We start from the raw sequence: 14,336 nt of genomic DNA, 5'->3' as shown, positions 1-14,336 counted from the left end.
ACGACGCTACGGAGCTTCGGACTCGATCAGCGCGCGGTCAGGTTTCCTTCGGATATCGACTGGACCGCGCAGCCTAGAGCGACCCGATGCTGGAGGACCGATCCTGGGCGAAACCCCAGTCCAGGAGCGTCGCGGCCTGGTCCCAGTAGGTCGGGCCGCCCTCTTTGATCAGTCCGTACATCATCGTCACCATCAACCGGCGACCGTCACGCTGTGCGGCGCCGACGAACGTCTTGCGGGCGATGTCGGTGAACCCCGTCTTGCCGCCGATGGCACCGGGGTAGCGATGCAACAGCTCGTCCTGGTTGACCAGCACCCGATCGCCGGTCTTGCTGGGAAATGTGGTCGACGGCATGGCGGTGATCTGTGCGAAGACCGGGTTGGCCATCGCTCCGCGGAAGATCGTCGCCATGTCGTGCGGTGTGGACCAGAACGGCATGCCGGGCCCGTCCAATCCCGACGGCGTCGCGACGTTGGTGTTGGTCGCCCCGAGCGCGACCGCCTTGGCGTTCATCTTGGCCACGGCCGCCTGGGGACCGCCGACCATTCGGGCCAGGGTGTTGGCGGCGTCGTTGCCCGAGGCGAGCAGTGCAGCCTCCAGCAGTTGGCGCGCGGTGTAGGTCTGCCCGGGCGCGACTCCGGCGCAGTTGCACTCGACTTTGGTATCGGCGTCGTCGGCCACGATCGTGGTGTCCAGCGGGACCTCGTCGAGCACCACCTGCGCCAGCAGGGTCTTGATGGTGCTCGCCGGTGCGTACCGGGTGTTCTCGTTGCGGGCCGCCAATACCTGGCCGGTGTCGAGGTCGGCGACCACCCAGCCCTGTGCGGGACCGTCCGGGATGGGCGCGGATCCGACCTGCTGCACATCGAGATCGGCTCGGGCCACCGGCACTGCCCCGGGTACCGATGAGAGCGGGATGAGCGCGACGGCGACCGCGGCCGTCGCTGCAACAGAGAACCTGACGAACCTCCCCATGGCGGGCCAGCCTAATCGTGTTGAATCGAGACATGTTGAGCCTGGCCGAGATTTCGGATCGTCTGGAGATCCAGCAGTTGTTGATCGACTACTCCACGGCGATAGACCGCCGACTGTTCGATGACCTCGATGCGGTGTTCACCGCTGACGCCTATATCGACTACCGGGCGATGGGCGGTATCGACGGTCAGTACCCGGAGGTCAAGGCCTGGTTGGCCGAGGTGCTGCCGAACTTCCCGGCCTACGCGCACATGCTCGGCAACTTCGATGTCACGATCGAGGGTGACAAGGCTTCCTCCCGCACGATCTGCTTCAACCCGATGGTGCTGCCGGGGCTGGAGCAACAGGTGTTGTTCTGTGGGCTCTGGTACGAAGACGAGTTCGTGCGGACCGGCGACGGCTGGCGGATGAGCCGCCGCGTCGAGACCAAGTGCTTTGACAAGGTCGTCTGAGTCATCCGGGCCACAGGTGGCCTGATTCGGCGCGATTTTGGCCGGTACTGCCTGCTCTGGCACAATTGGCGGCTGTCTGCCGTGCGACTCGTTCAATGCGCTGCGCGGCGGTCACACACGTAAGGCAAAACCGGATCGGGCAATTCCGCCCGCATCGCCGAATTGCAGCGTGACACTCAAGGAGAAGTGCTCAACCATGGCTGTCAAGATCAAGCTCACCCGGCTTGGCAAGATCCGCAACCCCCAGTACCGCATCGCCGTCGCCGACGCGCGCACCCGCCGCGAAGGCCGCGCCATCGAGGTCATCGGCCGCTACCACCCCAAGGAAGAGCCGAGCCTGATCGAGATCGATTCGGAGCGCGCGCAGTACTGGCTGGGTGTCGGCGCCCAGCCCACCGAGCCGGTGCTGGCCCTGCTGAAGATCACCGGTGACTGGCAGAAGTTCAAGGGCCTGCCGGGCGCCGAGGGCACGCTGAAGGTCAAGGAGCCCAAGCCGTCCAAGCTGGACCTGTTCAACGCGGCGCTGGCCGAGGCCGAGAGCGGCACCGGTGCCGCGGCCGTCACGCCCAAGAAGAAGAAGGCTCCCAAGAAGGACGAGGCTGCAGCCGAGACCGCCGAGGCTGAGGCCCCGGCTGCCGAGGCCGCTGCCGACGAAGCCGCAAGCGAGAGCTGAGCATCGCAGTGAGTTCTGTCGTGGTCGACGCCGTCGAGCACCTGGTCCGCGGCATCGTGGACAATCCCGACGACGTACGCGTCGACATGGTCACCAGCCGCCGCGGGCGGACCGTCGAGGTGCACGTTCACCCCGACGACCTGGGCAAGGTCATCGGCCGTGGCGGTCGCACCGCCACCGCGCTGCGGACCCTGGTCGCAGGCATCGGTGGGCGCGGCATCCGCGTCGACGTGGTGGACACCGACCAGTAGCGTCGGATCCATGGACCTGGTTGTCGGGCGGGTTGTCAAAGCTCACGGCATTTCCGGCGAGGTCGTCGTCGAGGTTCGTACCGACGACCCCGACGCCCGGTTCACCCCTGGCGTGGCCCTTCGGGGCCGCGCCAAGGGGGGTGCCGAGCGCAGTTTCTCGGTCGAGTCCGTGCGTGATCACGCCGGCCGGCTACTGATCCGGCTGGCCGGTGTCGCCGATCGGAATGCGGCCGACGAGTTGCGGGGCACGGTGTTCATCGTCGACACCTCCGATCTGCCCGCTATCGATGATCCCGACGAGTTCTATGACCACGAACTCGAAGGCCTGCGGGTCGTCACCGTTGACGGCACTGCGGTGGGCGTGGTCCGGGAGGTACTGCACACCGCGGCAGGCGAACTGCTGTCGGTCAAGGCCGATGCGGACGGCCGCGAAGTGTTGATCCCGTTCGTCAGCGCCATCGTCACCTCGGTGTCCCGGGAGACCGGAACCGTCGTCATCGATCCTCCGGACGGTCTGCTGAACCTGGACCTGGTCTAGAAGGTGCGCAACTGTGCACATTGATGTCCTCACCATCTTCCCGGCCTACCTCGATCCCATCCGGCAGTCGTTGCCGGGCAAGGCGATCGACGCAGGCATCCTTTCCGTGGCCGTGCACGACCTGCGGAACTGGACCCACGATGTGCACCGTTCGGTGGACGACTCACCGTACGGTGGGGGACCGGGAATGGTCATGAAAGCGCCTGTGTGGGGTGCTGCGCTCGACGAAATCTGTTCCGAGGAAACACTTCTGGTGGTGCCGACGCCCGCGGGCCGCCCGTTCACCCAAGCTGTCGCCGAGCGGTGGAGTGCAGAGTCCCACCTGGTGTTCGCCTGCGGACGGTATGAGGGGATCGACCAGCGCGTGGCCGACGACGCGGCTCGTCGGATGCGCGTCGAAGAGGTTTCCATCGGTGACTACGTCCTCAATGGCGGTGAGTCGGCGGCCCTGGTCATGATCGAGGCGGTGGTCCGGTTGATGCCCGAAGTGCTGGGCAATCCCGCTTCGCACCAACAGGATTCGCATTCCGACGGCCTGCTCGAAGGGCCCAGTTACACCCGGCCGCAGAGCTGGCGTGGGCTCGAGGTGCCCGATGTGCTGCTGTCAGGGGACCACGCCAAGGTCGCGGCGTGGCGCCATGAGCAATCCCTGCAACGCACCCGCGAGCGCAGGCCGGACCTGCTCGACGAATCCTAGAGCCGGCCGCCGGGGAACATCGTCTTGACGGCGTCGGTGATGGTGTCGCGCGCGGTGGCGGCGTTCGTGGGCTGCAGTGAGCCGATCACCATGATGAAACGACGATCGGGGCCGATCACGCCGGTCGACAGGTGCATCCAATCCGAACCGATACAGCACATCCAACCCTGCTTGACCGCGACCGGTTCGGCGTAAAGGCCTTCGGGAATGCCGAATCGCTGCGGGTAGATGCCGCCCGGTTGCGTGCCGTCGATGGCGTTCGGGGTGGACTGGGCCAGGTTGGACAGGATGACGTTGGCCTGTTCGGCGGGAAGGCCGCCACTGCCGTTCATCAGCATGTCGTAGTAGCGCACCAGATCGGCCGCGGTGCTGATGGTGTTCCACCACCGCCCGTCGTTCGGCGGGCGTGTCGAACCCAGGCCGTAGCGGGCAGTCACCCGGTTGACGATGGCGCTGCCACCACTGCGGTTCCAGAAGACCTCGGCGGCGCTGTCGTCCGAGGAGCGCAGCATCACATCGAGGTTCTCGCGGTCCTCGGGGCTGAGTACCGTGTGACCCTTGGCTTCCTGCAGGAGCAGGTCGTCGGCGATGAACAACTTCACCACCGACGCGATGGCGATGGGTGTCCGGTTTCCGTTGGACACCGTTTGGCCGGTGTTGCGGTCGAGGACCAGCAGTGTGACCTCGGCGCCGGCGTCGGCGGCGTCATCGGTGGCCTGTTGCGCCCGGTCCTCGAGGCCGATGAAGGCGGCGGCGGGTTCCCCGGGCGACGCCTCGGGCAGCGGAGCCAGGCTGCCCTGGGGGACGACGACGGTCAGCTGGGGCGCGCCGGGTAGGGCAGGGGGCGTTCCGTAGACCCGTGCTTCGCAGCCGACGGTGACGACGGACATCGCGACCACTGCCGTCATGCTGGCCGCGCTCGCAATCCTGAGCCTCGACGGCGCCCGTCGCATGGTCCTCCTTGAACCGTCAATAAAATCCGATGGGCTGTGCAGGACCGGCGCATCGGTGGGTGAAGCCTAACTGTTTGCCTTGGGGAGCGCGTGCTTAGTTGTGCTCGAAGTATGCTGCCGGAGTCGGTACAGATGGGTGCGGCGACTCGCCGGATTTCACGGTATGGGGACCCGTCTGGCACAATTGAGCAGTTGTCTGCGCAGGGCTGGGCCGGCTTGTCCGCGTTCCGCTGCGAGATACACCCCGATACACCCGAAAATAGCTTCGGCTGCGCGCCATGGGCGCGCCCGTCCGGAGCCGCGAACAACAAGGAAGTGTCACCGATGAACACGCTGGACTTCGTCGATCAGGCGTCGCTGCGCGACGACATCCCGACCTTCAGCCCCGGCGACACCGTCAACGTGCACGTGAAGGTGATCGAGGGCTCGAAGGAGCGCATCCAGGTCTTCAAGGGTGTCGTGATCCGTCGCCAGGGTGGCGGCATCCGCGAGACCTTCACCGTGCGGAAGGAAAGCTACGGCGTCGGCGTCGAGCGGACCTTCCCGGTGCATTCGCCCAACATCGATCACCTCGATGTCGTGACCCGCGGTGACGTGCGTCGCGCCAAGCTCTACTACCTGCGCGAACTGCGTGGCAAGAAGGCGAAGATCAAGGAAAAGCGCTGAGCGCGCTGCTCCGCCTGACGAAGCACTCGTCGCGGGACCGGTCACAACGCTCGCTACTGTGGTGCCTGTGACCGGACCCACCGATTCTGCTGACGCGCGCTCGGAGGGCAGCCTCGAAGCCGACTCCGAACCGCAGTCACCGGCCGCAGAGGCGCCGGACGAGTCGCCCGAGAAGAAGCACTCCACGGCGCGCGAGATCGCCATTCTGGCCACCATCGCCCTGGTGCTCTATTACGTGACGCTGACGTTCATCGCGCGTCCGTACCTGATTCCGTCGGAATCGATGGAGCCCACGCTGCACGGCTGTGCCGGCTGTGTGGGTGATCGGATCATGGTCGACAAGGTCACTTACCGGTTCTCCCATCCGGAGCCCGGTGATGTGGTGGTCTTCAAGGGGCCGCCGTCGTGGAACATCGGTTACAAGTCGATCCGTTCGGACAACACCGTCGTCCGCTGGGTGCAGAACGCCCTCTCGTTCGTGGGGTTTGTGCCGCCGGACGAGAACGACCTGGTCAAGCGGGTTATCGCGGTGGGTGGTCAGACCGTGCAGTGCCGTGCGGACACCGGTCTGACGGTCGACGGGAAACGTCTCGACGAGCCGTACCTGGACCCGGCCACCATGATGGCCGACCCGGGTATCTACCCGTGCCTGGGTCCTGAGTTCGGGCCGGTCACCGTCCCGCCCGACCGCCTGTGGGTGATGGGTGACAACCGGACGCATTCGGCCGACTCACGTGTGCATTGCAGCAATCTGCCCGCCGACGCGCGGAAAGGTCTGCAGTGCACCGGCGACCCGATGGCCGGCACCGTTCCGGTGGAGAATGTAATCGGAAAGGCACGGTTCATCGCCTGGCCACCGTCCCGATGGGGCGGTATCAATGGCGTGAACCCGCAGACCGACTCCTAGGAGCTGCCCTGTGCCTCCAGTGGTGAAGACGTGGCCGCCGCGAACGGTGATCCGGAGGTCATCCGGCCTGCGCACCCTGGAATCCGCGCTGTATCGCAACGGTCTCGGCCCGGTCGCCGGGGTGGACGAGGTGGGCCGCGGGGCCTGTGCGGGGCCGCTGGTCGTGGCCGCCTGCGTGCTCGGACCCAACCGGATGGACAGCCTGGCGTCTCTCGACGATTCCAAGAAGCTCGGTGAGCGGGAGCGGGAGCGGCTGTTTCCCCTTATCCGCCGGTACGCGCTGGCGTATCACGTGGTGTTCATCCCGTCGGATGAGGTGGACCGGCTCGGCGTTCACGTGGCCAATATCGAGGGCATGCGGCGGGCGGTGGCGGGGTTGTCCCTGCGGCCCGGATACGTGCTGTCCGACGGATTCCGGGTACCGGGCCTGGCGGTGCCGTCTTTGCCGGTGATCGGGGGAGATGCGGCGGCCGCGTGTATTGCGGCGGCCAGCGTGCTGGCCAAGGTCAGCCGGGACCGGTTGATGGTCGAGATGGAGCAGCACCATCCCGGTTACGGGTTCGCCGAGCACAAGGGGTACAGCACGGCGGCGCACTCCGCGGCGTTGACCGAGTTGGGGCCGTGTGTGGAGCACCGCTACTCGTATGTGAACGTGCGGCGGGCCGCAGAGATCACCGGGGTGCGGCGGGCCGCAGAGATGGCAGACGTGCGACGGGAGATGGCACCAATGCGGCATGCTGAAGCGGGGTACGTAAAGATGATCGACAGGGCATCAGCACAACCAGAAGGACAGCACACCAGATGAGCGCCGAGGATCTCGAGAAGTATGAAACCGAGATGGAGCTCTCGCTTTACCGCGAATACAAGGACATCGTCGGGCAGTTCAGCTACGTCGTAGAGACCGAGCGCCGGTTCTACCTGGCGAACAGCGTGGAGCTGATTCCGCGCAACTCCGAGGGCGAGGTCTATTTCGAGTTGCGGCTCGCCGACGCCTGGGTGTGGGACATGTACCGCCCGGCCCGGTTCGTCAAGCAGGTGCGCGTCATCACGTTCAAGGACGTGAACATCGAAGAGGTCGAAAAGCCCGAGTTGCGGTTGCCGGAGTAGCAGCGAACAGGGGGGCGACGCGATGGCGGCAGTCAACACCGGATCCGACGAAGTCCGGCGACATGCCGAGGCGGTCCTGGCGCACCTGCCTGAGGTTCGCACATGGCAGGAGCCGCTGTACCGGGATCTGCATCAGCATCCCGAACTCTCGCATCAGGAACGGCGCACGGCCGGTGTGGTCGCCGCCCGCCTGCGCGAGTCCGGTCTGGCCGTCCATGAAGGTGTCGGAGGAACCGGCGTGGTCGGGGTGCTGGGCAACGGCGACGGTCCTCGGGTGCTGATGCGGGCGGATATGGACGCGTTGCCGGTGGCCGAAGCGACCGGTCTGCCCTATGCGAGTGGCGAACCCGGCGTGATGCATGCGTGTGGTCACGACGTGCACGTGACGTGCCTGCTGGGTGCGGCTGAGTTGATGGCCCGGGCGACGGATCACTGGCGCGGCACCCTGATTGCGGTTTTCCAGCCCGCCGAAGAGGTGGGCGACGGGGCGCGCGGGATGGTCGATGACGGCCTGGCCGATCTTGTCGGCCCGGTCGATGTGGCGTTGGCGCAGCACGTATTTCCGGCGCCGGCCGGGCAGCTGCGTACCCGCAGCGGCCCGGTGCTGTCTGCGGCCGACAGCATGAGAATCACGGTCTACGGTCGTGGCGGGCACGGTTCCATGCCGCAGGCCACGGTGGATCCGGTGGTGCTGGCGTCGATGATCGTCATCCGATTGCAGACGATCGTGTCCCGCGAAGTTGATCCGAGCCAGACGGTCGTGCTGACCGTCGGCAGCATTCAATCGGGGACCAAGAGCAACGTCATCGGCGATCATGCGGTACTCGAACTCAACCTGCGCACGTTCGACGAATCGGTGCGCACCGCGGTGCTCGCCGCGATCCGGCGCGTGGTCATCGCCGAGTGCCAGGCGTCCGACTCGCCGCGCGACCCGGAATTCGAGTTGTACGCCAACTTTCCGCTGACCGTCAACGACGATGCGGTGACGGCTCGTGTCGAGGCGGCGTTCCGTGAGTACTTCGGCGACCGGGCGCAGACCATGCCGGCCGGGTCGGCCAGTGAAGACTTCAGCGACATCCCGGCTGCGCTGGGAGTGCCCTACACCTATTGGGGTTTCGGCGGTATCGACGAGGAGACCTTCAGCGCGGCGGTGGCCGCCGGTCGCGCTCGCGTGGACATTCCGGTGAACCATTCACCGCGGTTCGGCCCGGTGCTCCAGCCGACGTTGGACACCGGTACGGAGGCGCTGGTGGTGGCCGGGCTCAGCTGGCTTCAGCCTTGAGGTGTTCGCCGAAGAACGCGAACACCCGCGCCCAGGCGTCGGCGGTGGCGGCTTCGTTGTAGCCGAAGCCGGCGATTCGGAGAAAGGCCTGTCCGGGCAGTTGATTGGCGAAGCTGTGCCCGGCGTCGGGGTAGACCTTGATGTCGGCCGGGATGTTCTTGTCGTCGACGACGCGCTGCAACCGGGCCCCTGCGCCGATGCCCAAGGGATCGCGGCGGCCGAAGCTGGCTACAACCGGGCACGAGGCGTCCAGTGTCTGGTCGAGCCGCCGCGGCAGCGGGGTGCCGTAGAAGGGGGCTGATGCGCCAAACCCCTTGGGGCCCAGGACGAGTGCGAATTGTCCGCCCATGCAGAACCCGGCGATGCCGACAGCCCCGGTGCACTGCGGGTGCGCGAGCAGGTGATCGCGGGCGGCCAGGATGTCGTCGAGCGCCCGGCCGCGCTGGGTGAGGAGTTCTCGCATCACCCGCGTGATGCACCGGGCGCGGCCGCCCCGGGCGTAGAGATTGGGTGTGAGTGAGAGATAGCCGGCGGCTGCGACGCGTTCCGAGATCGCCTCGTTGTCCGGGCCGTAGCCGATGGCATCGTGGATGATGACCACGCCGGGCCACGGTCCCTGGCCATCGGGAAGACTGAGTAGAGCGTCGATCGGGCCGGCCGGGGTGTCCACGGTGATCGTCGTCACCTCACCGAGGGTAGCGGGCGATGGTCAGGTTCCGCAGAACGTGCGGTAGGCGCCGAAGTCGTCGGGCGCGGGCGCGGCATACCGTTCGAGGCCGGGGCGTTCGTCGTAGGGCGCCGCGACGGCCTGCATGAGGCGCCGGACGGGCTCAAGGTCATCGTTCATCGCCGCGGTCAGCGCTTCCTCGACCAGGTGATTGCGGGGGATGTACACGGGATTCACCCGGTCCATCGATTCGGCATCGGGGTGCAGGCCGTGCCACCGCGCCAGCCACTCGTCGAACCCGCGGGCGATCGCGGACTCTCCGCGCGCGGTGCGCCCGAGGTCGCAGAAGAACGACGTGTAGTCAGATCGGTTCTGCTGCAACAGCGCAAGCAGGTCGTCGATCAGAGCGCGCGCCACGTCGTCATCGACATCGGCGGGCAGCCCGAGCTTGGCGCGCATACCGGCCGACCATGCCGCGTCGAACTGCGGCCCGAAGGTGTGCAGTGCCTGGGTGGCCAGCTCGACGGCTTGTTCGCCGTCGTCGGCGAGCAGGGGGAGCAGGGTTTCGGCGAAGCGGGCCAGATTCCACGCGGCCACCGCGGGCTGGTTGCCGTAGGCGTATCGGCCGCCGTGGTCGATCGAGCTGAATACCGTTGCGGGATCGAAGGTTTCCATGAACGCGCATGGACCGTAGTCGATGGTTTCGCCGGAGATGGTCATGTTGTCGGTATTCATCACGCCGTGGACGAACCCGACCAGCATCCACTGCGCCAGCAGCGAGGCCTGTGCCGAGATGACCGCCTCGTACAGCGCAAGGTACGGGTTGTCGGCGTCGGCCGCTCCCCGATGGTGGCGGGCGATGGCATGGTCGGCCAGCCGGCGCAGCAGCCCGATGTCTCCGGCGGCCTGGGCGTGCGCGAAGGCGTACTGGAAACTGCCGACCCGCAGATGGCTGCCCGCGATCCTGGCCAGCACCGCCCCGGGCTGCAGGGTGTCGCGCCGGACGTCCCGGCCGGTGGCGACGACGGCCAGTGCCCGGGTCGTCGGAATGCCCATGGCGTGCATCGCCTCGCTCACGATGTACTCGCGCAGCATGGGTCCCACGACGGCCAGGCCGTCGCCGCCGCGGGCGAACGGGGTGCGTCCCGACCCTTTGAGATGCAGGTCGCGGGAGCGGTCACCGGGACCGACGAATTCACCGAGCAGCAGCGCTCGGCCGTCACCCAGGCGTGGGACGTACCCGCCGAACTGATGACCGGCGTAGGCCTGGGCGACGGGAGTGGCGCCCTCGGGAACGACGGTGCCCGACAGCAGACCGAGCCCGTCGGGGCTGCGCAGCCAGGAGGTATCGAGGCCGAGGTCGTCCGCCAGGGGCTCGTTGAGCACGAGCAACCGCAGTGCCGGGGCCGGCTCGGCCTGCCACGCGACCGCCATTTCCGGAAGGGCGCGGGCGAATCGGTTGTCCAGTCCGACCTGGGGCGGCCGGGTCGGGTCGGGTGCGACGCTCACAGGTCGAGCCTACGGAGCCTCAGAGGCTGCCGAGGTCGTCGGGCACATCGACGGCGTATTGCTGAAGGACGTCGAGGGGAACCAGGTCGAGGGTGCGCTCATGGGTGGCTGCCAGCACCACCGGGGCCGCCTTGCCGTCGTTGTGTGCGCGTAACCAGTTGACCGCGGTCACGCACCAGCGGTCGCCGGGCGTCAGGCCCGGAAACCGGTATTGCGGTGCCGGCGTCGACAGGTCGTTGCCGATGGACTGCTGATGTTCGAGGAACTCGGCGGTCACCACCGCACAGATGGTGTGCCGGCCCGCGTCGGCGTCGCCGGTCGAGCAGCACCCGTCGCGGTAGAAGCCGGTGAGCGGATCGGTGCCGCATTCCTCCAGTGGGCCACCCAGCACGTTTCGATCAGCCATGTGATCAGTATGGGTGCCGAAACGGCGTCAGCGTGGTGGCTGCAGGGCGGCGCTGCGTTGCGCGTCGAGCACCAGCAGCGCCACGTGCAGGGAAGTCATCGATTCGCCGTCGTCGAGGTTGACGCCGAGCCGGCGTTCGATCGAGGTCAGCCGGCTGTAGAGGGCGGGGCGGCTCATGTGCAGGCGTTTGGCCAGCGCGGACTTGTTGCCTGCGAGTTCCAGGTAACCGCGCAGCACTTCCACGTCGTCGCTGCTCTGCTCGGCATCGTGGATCAGCAGGGTCTTGAGTTCGGTTTCGGCGAACATCTGGACGCGCGGATCGTCGAGCAGCAGTGTGATCAGACCGCGCAGGCGGACATCGGAGGCGCGCACGAACGGGCGCGTCAGATCCGACATCGATGCTGCGACCTCGGCGACGTGGGCGGCTTCGCGCAAGCCGTGGACGGCGTCGGCGAACGCACTCGCGTCGCCGCCGACGGCGATGACGACCTTGTCGGTGTCCCCACCGCGCACGATGGTCTCCCGCCAGCCTTCGGCGAGACGTCGCAGCGTGGCTTCGGCGCTGGATCCGCGTCGGGGGTTCAGCGCCAGCACCAGGCCGATCTCACCGTCCCGCCGTATCGAGCAGATCGCGCTGTGCCCTTGGGCTTTCACACTGTGGGCGACCGCATCGAGGATGCGGATGTTGCGGCGTTGCGTGCCGACCGGGTCGAGCCGGTCCGGTGGGGCGCCCACCCGGACGGTGGCCGGCAGGTAGGGCCCGCCGGCCCGCAGGCCGAGGGCCAGGGCCCGGGCGTCGGCCTCGCGGTCGTCGTCGATCCGTCCGGCCAGGACGTCGTCGATCAACCCGCTCTGCGCCTGATGTTCGAGGCCGGAGCGGCCGCGTTCGGCCATTCGGTGAAGGGCCAGCGCCTGGGCGGCGCGTTCGAGGACCATCGTGGTCTTGGCCGGTGCGAACGGGGCGTGCGGCACGATCAGCCTGCCCCATTCCTCGGTGCGCGGGCCCACGGCGGTCGTGGCCCACGGTTCGGTCATCGCCCGGGACCGGCGCTGCCAGTCGGAGAGCACGCCGGTGGCCGGTTCGTTGCGGGGCGAGATCGCCAGCACCTGGTGCGAGAGGTCCTCGAGCACCACCGACTCATCGATCATCTCGGCCGCAGCTCGCACGATGTCGGCCATCGTCGGGCGCTTCATGCTCAACTCGGTGAAGGTTTTGTGGGTGCGGTGGGCGAATTCGAGCTCCTCGTACTGGTCGGCGACGATGAGCCGGTGCACGGCCTCGGTGACCTCGACGAACCTGGTCTCCCGGTGGAGCACCACGAGCGCAAGTCCGAGGGTCTGGGCCGTCTCGCCGACGTTGGCGGGAAGCGAATCGATGCGGGTGCCCAGCTCGACGACCACCCCGACGACGCCGGCGCGCTGCATCCGCCGCAGGTAGTCACGGGGTGCGTCGCGCAGCGCGGCGCCGGTGGTGAGCACCAGTTCGCCGCCCTGCAGCAGGCCCGCGAGATCGGGCATATCGCTGACGTGGACCCACCGCACCGGGCGTTCGAGTTGCTGCGCGCTGAGTACCTCGGGCTCGCCGGCCTGCACCACGGGGAGCCCGATGATGTCGCGCACGGTCGGGATCATTTACAAAGTGTAATGAACGGGTGAAATGGACTTACAGGTTGATGGCTCCGGCGGGGTCGGTGGTGGCTCAGAGTGAGAGCCGTACCCCAATGCCGCAGGAAGGTTCGGACCTATGAGCAATGTCATCCAGCACTGGCGCGACGGCAAGATCTTTGCCGGGACTTCGACTGACACCGCTCCGGTAACCAACCCGGCCACGGGTGCGGTGACCGGTGAGGTCGCACTGGCCAGTGTGGACGACGCACGTGCGGTGATCGACGCTGCGGTGGCTGCGTTCCCGGCCTGGCGTGACACGTCGCTGACGGTGCGGACTCGCGTTCTGTTCCAGTTCAGGGAGCTGCTCAACTCCCGCAAGGAAGAGCTGGCCGCGCTCATCACCGCCGAGCACGGCAAGGTGCTCTCCGATGCCCTGGGCGAGGTGAGCCGTGGCCTCGAGGTCGTCGAATTCGCCTGCGGTATCCCGAGTCTGCTCAAGGGCGGATTCAGCGAGAACGCCTCGACCAACGTCGATGTGCACTCCGTACTGCAGCCGCTGGGGCCGGTCGGGATCATCTCGCCGTTCAACTTCCCCGCCATGGTGCCGATGTGGTTCTTCCCGATCGCGATCGCCGCGGGCAACACCGTGGTGCTCAAGCCGTCGGAGAAGGATCCCAGCGCTGCGCTGTGGATGGCCCGGCTGTGGGCTGAGGCCGGCCTGCCCGAAGGCGTCTTCAACGTGCTGCAGGGTGACAAGACCGCGGTCGACGAGCTGCTGACCAACCCCAAGATCAAGGCGATCTCCTTCGTCGGCTCCACCCCGATCGCGCAGTACGTCTACGCCACTGCCACCGCGGCAGGCAAGCGGGTGCAGGCGCTGGGCGGCGCCAAGAACCACGCCGTGATCCTGCCCGATGCCGATCTGGACCTGGCCGCCGATGCCATGGTCAACGCCGGTTTCGGTTCCGCGGGTGAGCGCTGCATGGCCATCTCGGCCGCGGTCGCCGTCGGCCCGATCGCCGACGATCTGGTGGCCAAGATCGCCGAGCGCGCCGCCACCATCAAGACCGGTGACGGGACCAAGGATTCGGACATGGGCCCGCTGGTCACCAAGGTGCACCGCGACAAGGTGGCCTCCTACATCGATGCCGGCGAGGCTGACGGGGCGAAGGTCGTGCTCGACGGCCGTACCGTCATGGATGGGGCGGGTCAACGGGATTCGGGTGGCTTCTGGCTGGGCCCGACCCTGCTCGACAACGTCACTCCCGAGATGAGCGTCTACACCGACGAGATCTTCGGCCCGGTGCTGTCGGTGCTGCGGGTCGAGACCTACGACGAGGCTCTGGAGTTGATCAACAACAACCCCTACGGCAACGGCACGGCGATCTTCACCAACGACGGCGGCGCCGCGCGGCGTTTCCAGAACGAGGTCGAGGTCGGCATGGTCGGCATCAACGTGCCGATCCCGGTTCCCATGGCCTACTTCAGCTTTGGCGGCTGGAAGGCATCGCTGTTCGGCGACAGCCACGCGCACGGCGCCGAAGGCGTGCACTTCTTCACCCGGACCAAGGCCATCACCACTCGCTGGCTGGACCCCAGCCACGGGGGCATCAACCTCGGCTTCCCCGAGAACAAGTGAGAGAA

15 protein-coding genes and 2 pseudogenes are annotated in these 14,336 nt (G+C 67.2%); 11 read left to right on the top strand and 6 right to left on the bottom strand.

Features of this window, described 5'->3' with window-relative positions:
• Positions 1-73: 73 nt before the first annotated feature.
• Positions 74-976 carry a D-alanyl-D-alanine carboxypeptidase family protein gene (locus ACNQR1_RS25590; protein WP_418048453.1) on the bottom strand — a complete coding sequence of 301 codons (903 nt, stop codon included), beginning with the start codon at positions 974-976 and terminating at the stop codon, positions 74-76.
• Positions 977-1,008: 32 nt separating this feature from the next.
• On the opposite strand from ACNQR1_RS25590, the gene ACNQR1_RS25585 reads away from it, so the two are divergent.
• From ACNQR1_RS25585 to trmD, 5 genes are all read left to right on the top strand, one after another.
• Positions 1,009-1,428: a nuclear transport factor 2 family protein gene (locus ACNQR1_RS25585; protein WP_418048452.1), complete on the top strand. Its 420-nt coding sequence runs from the start codon at positions 1,009-1,011 to the stop codon at positions 1,426-1,428.
• Between the two features lie 196 nt (positions 1,429-1,624).
• Entirely contained in the window at positions 1,625-2,101 is a 477-nt protein-coding gene (rpsP, locus tag ACNQR1_RS25580; protein WP_211153837.1) for a 30S ribosomal protein S16, read from the top strand.
• A gap of 8 nt (positions 2,102-2,109) precedes the next feature.
• The gene (locus tag ACNQR1_RS25575; RefSeq protein ID WP_003881089.1) at positions 2,110-2,352 is read left to right on the top strand and encodes an RNA-binding protein; all 243 of its coding nucleotides are present in this window, start codon (positions 2,110-2,112) and stop codon (positions 2,350-2,352) included.
• A gap of 10 nt (positions 2,353-2,362) precedes the next feature.
• Positions 2,363-2,890 carry a ribosome maturation factor RimM gene (gene rimM, locus ACNQR1_RS25570; RefSeq protein ID WP_418048451.1) on the top strand — a complete coding sequence of 176 codons (528 nt, stop codon included), beginning with the start codon at positions 2,363-2,365 and terminating at the stop codon, positions 2,888-2,890.
• Positions 2,891-2,903: 13 nt separating this feature from the next.
• On the top strand, positions 2,904-3,587 hold the full coding sequence (gene trmD / locus ACNQR1_RS25565; protein ID WP_418048450.1) for a tRNA (guanosine(37)-N1)-methyltransferase TrmD: 684 nt from the start codon (positions 2,904-2,906) through the stop codon (positions 3,585-3,587).
• Here trmD and ACNQR1_RS25560 read toward each other — a convergent pair.
• On the bottom strand, positions 3,584-4,540 hold the full coding sequence (locus ACNQR1_RS25560) for a hypothetical protein (protein WP_418048449.1): 957 nt from the start codon (positions 4,538-4,540) through the stop codon (positions 3,584-3,586). The two genes, trmD and ACNQR1_RS25560, sit on opposite strands and share 4 nt — an antisense overlap.
• A gap of 324 nt (positions 4,541-4,864) precedes the next feature.
• On the opposite strand from ACNQR1_RS25560, the gene rplS reads away from it, so the two are divergent.
• The 5 genes and pseudogenes from rplS to ACNQR1_RS25535 form a co-directional block, all read left to right on the top strand.
• Positions 4,865-5,206: a 50S ribosomal protein L19 gene (rplS, locus tag ACNQR1_RS25555; RefSeq protein ID WP_029111328.1), complete on the top strand. Its 342-nt coding sequence runs from the start codon at positions 4,865-4,867 to the stop codon at positions 5,204-5,206.
• Positions 5,172-6,113, top strand: coding sequence for a signal peptidase I (gene lepB, locus ACNQR1_RS25550; RefSeq protein ID WP_418048448.1), 942 nt, complete (start codon positions 5,172-5,174; stop codon positions 6,111-6,113). The genes rplS and lepB overlap by 35 nt, the downstream gene beginning before the upstream one ends.
• Positions 6,114-6,132: 19 nt before the next feature.
• Positions 6,133-6,918 carry a ribonuclease HII gene (locus ACNQR1_RS25545; RefSeq protein WP_418050496.1) on the top strand — a complete coding sequence of 262 codons (786 nt, stop codon included), beginning with the start codon at positions 6,133-6,135 and terminating at the stop codon, positions 6,916-6,918.
• Entirely contained in the window at positions 6,915-7,220 is a 306-nt protein-coding gene (locus tag ACNQR1_RS25540) for a DUF2469 domain-containing protein (RefSeq protein WP_003881082.1), read from the top strand. Before ACNQR1_RS25545 ends, ACNQR1_RS25540 begins: the two co-directional genes overlap by 4 nt.
• A 22-nt stretch (positions 7,221-7,242) precedes the next feature.
• Positions 7,243-8,334 (top strand): annotated as a pseudogene (locus tag ACNQR1_RS25535) (amidohydrolase); the annotation flags it as partial.
• Between the two features lie 144 nt (positions 8,335-8,478).
• Here ACNQR1_RS25535 and ACNQR1_RS25530 read toward each other — a convergent pair.
• From ACNQR1_RS25530 to ACNQR1_RS25515, 4 genes and pseudogenes are all read right to left on the bottom strand, one after another.
• A pseudogene (locus ACNQR1_RS25530) lies at positions 8,479-9,187 on the bottom strand (dienelactone hydrolase family protein); the annotation flags it as partial.
• Positions 9,188-9,211: 24 nt separating this feature from the next.
• Complete coding sequence (locus ACNQR1_RS25525; RefSeq protein ID WP_418048447.1) at positions 9,212-10,678, bottom strand: protein adenylyltransferase SelO; 1,467 nt, start codon at positions 10,676-10,678, stop codon at positions 9,212-9,214.
• A gap of 19 nt (positions 10,679-10,697) precedes the next feature.
• Entirely contained in the window at positions 10,698-11,084 is a 387-nt protein-coding gene (locus ACNQR1_RS25520; RefSeq protein WP_418048446.1) for a DUF2237 family protein, read from the bottom strand.
• 27 nt (positions 11,085-11,111) lie between these two features.
• The gene (locus ACNQR1_RS25515) at positions 11,112-12,716 is read right to left on the bottom strand and encodes a PucR family transcriptional regulator (RefSeq protein WP_418048445.1); all 1,605 of its coding nucleotides are present in this window, start codon (positions 12,714-12,716) and stop codon (positions 11,112-11,114) included.
• A gap of 112 nt (positions 12,717-12,828) precedes the next feature.
• Here ACNQR1_RS25515 and ACNQR1_RS25510 point away from each other — a divergent pair, with 112 nt between their 5' ends.
• A complete protein-coding gene (locus ACNQR1_RS25510) occupies positions 12,829-14,331 on the top strand; it encodes a CoA-acylating methylmalonate-semialdehyde dehydrogenase (protein ID WP_418048444.1) in 1,503 nt (500 codons plus the stop codon).
• The last annotated feature ends 5 nt before the right edge of the window (positions 14,332-14,336 follow it).

The sequence above is a fragment of the Mycobacterium sp. 48b genome (genome assembly GCF_048282725.1).
Classification (GTDB): Bacteria; Actinomycetota; Actinomycetes; order Mycobacteriales; family Mycobacteriaceae; genus Mycobacterium.
The sequence above is the reverse complement of the archived record's forward strand: the minus strand, read 5'-3'. Positions and strand labels throughout refer to the sequence as shown.

Bases quoted from the DNA above. Each gene is read 5' to 3' on its own strand.
- ACNQR1_RS25520 (WP_418048446.1), bottom strand. From the start codon at position 11,084: ATGGCTGATCGAAACGTGCTGGGTGGCCCACTGGAGGAATGCGGCACC.
- ACNQR1_RS25590 (WP_418048453.1), bottom strand. From the start codon at position 976: ATGGGGAGGTTCGTCAGGTTCTCTGTTGCAGCGACGGCCGCGGTCGCC.
- rplS (WP_029111328.1), top strand. From the start codon at position 4,865: ATGAACACGCTGGACTTCGTCGATCAGGCGTCGCTGCGCGACGACATC.
- rpsP (WP_211153837.1), top strand. From the start codon at position 1,625: ATGGCTGTCAAGATCAAGCTCACCCGGCTTGGCAAGATCCGCAACCCC.
- ACNQR1_RS25510 (WP_418048444.1), top strand. From the start codon at position 12,829: ATGAGCAATGTCATCCAGCACTGGCGCGACGGCAAGATCTTTGCCGGG.
- ACNQR1_RS25515 (WP_418048445.1), bottom strand. From the start codon at position 12,716: ATGATCCCGACCGTGCGCGACATCATCGGGCTCCCCGTGGTGCAGGCC.
- ACNQR1_RS25560 (WP_418048449.1), bottom strand. From the start codon at position 4,540: ATGCGACGGGCGCCGTCGAGGCTCAGGATTGCGAGCGCGGCCAGCATG.
- ACNQR1_RS25585 (WP_418048452.1), top strand. From the start codon at position 1,009: ATGTTGAGCCTGGCCGAGATTTCGGATCGTCTGGAGATCCAGCAGTTG.
- ACNQR1_RS25540 (WP_003881082.1), top strand. From the start codon at position 6,915: ATGAGCGCCGAGGATCTCGAGAAGTATGAAACCGAGATGGAGCTCTCG.
- rimM (WP_418048451.1), top strand. From the start codon at position 2,363: ATGGACCTGGTTGTCGGGCGGGTTGTCAAAGCTCACGGCATTTCCGGC.